The organism is Salinisphaera sp. (assembly GCF_035690525.1).
Lineage (GTDB): Bacteria > Pseudomonadota > Gammaproteobacteria > Nevskiales > Salinisphaeraceae > Salinisphaera.
Window position 1 is genome coordinate 1 of the sequence record NZ_DASSKM010000068.1, and the last position, 2,958, is coordinate 2,958.

Sequence of the window (2,958 nt, forward strand, 5' to 3'; positions counted from 1 at the left end):
TGTTCGGGCGACATGTTCTTGTTGTTCGAGAACTTGGCGATCACGTCGAAGATCGCGCCCTTGACGGCTCCGGTTTCGGCCATGTCCTGCGAGAAGCTCGGCACCAGGGCGTTGTTCTTCTTGGCCTCGGCGAAGTCCTCCTTGGACTTCTGCGCGCAGGCGTCAAAGCCCTCGAGCGAAACGTCCTGGCGCACCGGGATCGAGCCCTTGGCCATGTTGAACTTGCGCTGGAACTCCGGTGAGAGCGCGGTGTGCGCGAAGGCGTACTGGGCGTTCTTGTCCGAATTCGAACTCTTGAACATCTCGAACGAATCGGCGTTGTAGACAAAGCCGGTGTGCTCGCCCGGGAATGCGATACAGGCGATTTCTTTGCCGGGCGTGGCGTCGCCGTTGCTGATCTCGCCCTTAGCCCAATCGCCCATGATCTGCATGGCGGCCTCGCCCTGGACGACCTCGCCCGTATCGTGGTTCCACGACAGGCCCTGGCCGTTCGGGTCCTCGTACTTCTGGATCGTGCGCAGACGCTTGAACACCTTGGCCATGGTGTCGCCGGACAACGCATCCTGGTCCAGTTCTACGAAAGCCTTGCGATAGAAATCGGCGCCGCCGGTGGCGATCGCTATGGCGTCGAACTCGGTGGCGGTCTGCCAGGTGTCACCGCCGCCGGCGATCGGGGTCACGCCCGCGGCTTTGAGTTTCTTCAGCGCGGCGACCAGCGAATCCCAGTCGGTCGGCATCTCGGCGCCGGCCTTGTCCATTACCGATTTGTTGATCCACAGCCAGTTGATGCGGTGCAGATTGAACGGCACGGCGACATAGTGGCCGTCGCACTGCATGCCCTTGGCAACCGGGCCGGGCAGGATTTTCGACCAGTTCTGCTTCTGAGCGACCTTGTCGATGCTCATGGTCAGGCCGGTCTCGCACCACTCCTGGATCTGCGGGCCCTTGATCTGGGCCGCACCCGGTAGGTTGTTCGACTGGATGCGCGATTTCAGCACCGTGCGGGCGTTCGATCCGCCGCCGCCGGATACCGCATCGTTGACCATCTTATAGCCCTTGTCCGCCAGCATCTGCTGTAGGACGTTCATGGACTTCGCCTCGGAGCCGGAGGTCCACCAATTGAGCACGGTGACGGTGCCCTTGGTGGGCTCGGCCATGGCCGTGGCCCCGACCGTCATGGCGGCGATCGACAGACCGACGGTGACGCTCTTGCGCAAGATATTCCGGTTCTTCATGGACTCCTCCCTCTTGACCGTGCAACGGCCGGCCGGCCGCGACGTTCCGTTTGTGGTCGAATGATTCGTGCGCTCAAAGACGGCGCATTTTTTCAAGCTTCGAGTAAATTTTCGCAGGCCGCAACGGCACGAAGGTCTAATAGACCGCCGTGGGACCGTGACCAAATGTTATCTTCGAGACGATTCAAGCGACTGAATGCAATGCGTTTGGCCGGGGTCGTGCTAGAAGTTGTCGAGCGCGGCCAGCGCCCCTTCCAGCGCCGGATATTTGGCCGTCACGATATAGCAGGGCACATCGGACAGGTACTCCGACAGGCGGCCGTGCGCTTCAAAACGCTCGCGGAACCGGCTGTTGCCGAGAAACGGCTGCAGCCGCGGCGCGATGCCGCCGCCGATATAGGCGCCGCCGCGGGCGCCCAGCGTGAGCACCAGATTGCCGGTCGCGGTGCCGAGCATCGCACAAAAGTCGTCGAGCACCTTGACGCAGATATCGCAGTCGCCGGCCAGGCCGCGTTCGGTGATGTCGGCCGGTTCGATTTCCTCGGCGGTCACACCCTCGAGTTCGCAGTTGGCCTGGTACAGATTCACCAGCCCCGGGCCGGAGAGCACGCGTTCGGCCGAAACGTGATCGAACCGACGCGTCAGGATCCCGAGCAGTTCCACCTCGCGCGCGTCGGCCGGGGCGAGCGTGACGTGGCCGCCTTCGCTGTCCAGTGCATGCCAGCGCCTGCCGAAATGAAAGACACCCGACACGCCCAGGCCCGTGCCCGGACCGATCACGGCGCGCGGGGCCGCCGGCTCGCGCCGCCCGTCGGCGGTGATCGGCACCAGCCATTCGCGATCCAGGCGCGGGATCGACAGCGCCAGGGCGGTGAAATCGTTGATGACGTGGAAATCCTTCACGCCGAGTTGGCGCCCGAGTTCACGGATCGAGAACGACCAGGGCGAATTGGTGAAGGAGACGTGATCTTCATAAACCGCGGTCGCGACCGCCACCGCCGCCGCGCGAATACTGCCGACGCTTTGATTCGACAGATAATGACGGGCCGCCTCGGCCAGCCCCTCGAAGTCGTTGCAACGCAGCGTTTCCTGCCCTTGCAGGGCGCCGTAATCGTCGGCCAGTGCAAACCGCGCGTTGGTGCCGCCCACGTCGGCGACCAGCCGCCATGAACTGTCCGGATCACCGGCAAGACCAACACGAGGTTTATCGAACATGGGCGCGACTCGACTTGGATGCGAAACGCCGCTATGAAGCCATAGCTGCACGCCGAAGGCCAGCCAGGTCTGTCCGCGCGCGGGAAAATGAACGGTCGCGAAAGCCGCCGATAAGCGCCTCATGCGGGCCTGTGGCCGATTGTCGGCCGATCCCGGGCCCGGTGTCGCGCTCGACATTAGTTGTAGCCCGGCCGGCGCAAGGCCGCGCAACTAACGGCGACGCGGGTTGGTCGTATTTCGTGCGCGGCGGCATAATGGGCGCCACTTGAATTGGCGCGCCGCCGTATGCGGCTAGCATCCCGCGCGCCCGCCACACCGCCCGCCGGGCGGTAAGGGCTGTTGCCGTATGAAGCGGCAACAGCCCTCTAGGAGTCCGCTCGATGACCGAAACCGCCCAGAGCCGGGGCGAGCACGTACTCATGGTGTGCGTACTCGGTCTGCTGACGGCTGTCGCCCCGCTGTCGATCGATACTTATCTGCCGGCCATGCCGGCGCTGGCCCGGCAGTT

2 protein-coding genes are annotated in these 2,958 nt (G+C 64.0%); both read right to left on the reverse strand.

Features of this window, described 5'->3' with window-relative positions; translation table 11 throughout:
* The coding region (locus VFJ08_RS05180) for an ABC transporter substrate-binding protein (RefSeq protein WP_324995863.1) at window positions 1-1,235 on the reverse strand (1,235 nt) is incomplete at its 3' end.
* 222 nt (window positions 1,236-1,457) lie between these two features.
* Entirely contained in the window at window positions 1,458-2,450 is a 993-nt protein-coding gene (gene glk / locus VFJ08_RS05185; RefSeq protein WP_324995865.1) for a glucokinase, read from the reverse strand.
* Between the last annotated feature and the right edge of the window lie 508 nt (window positions 2,451-2,958).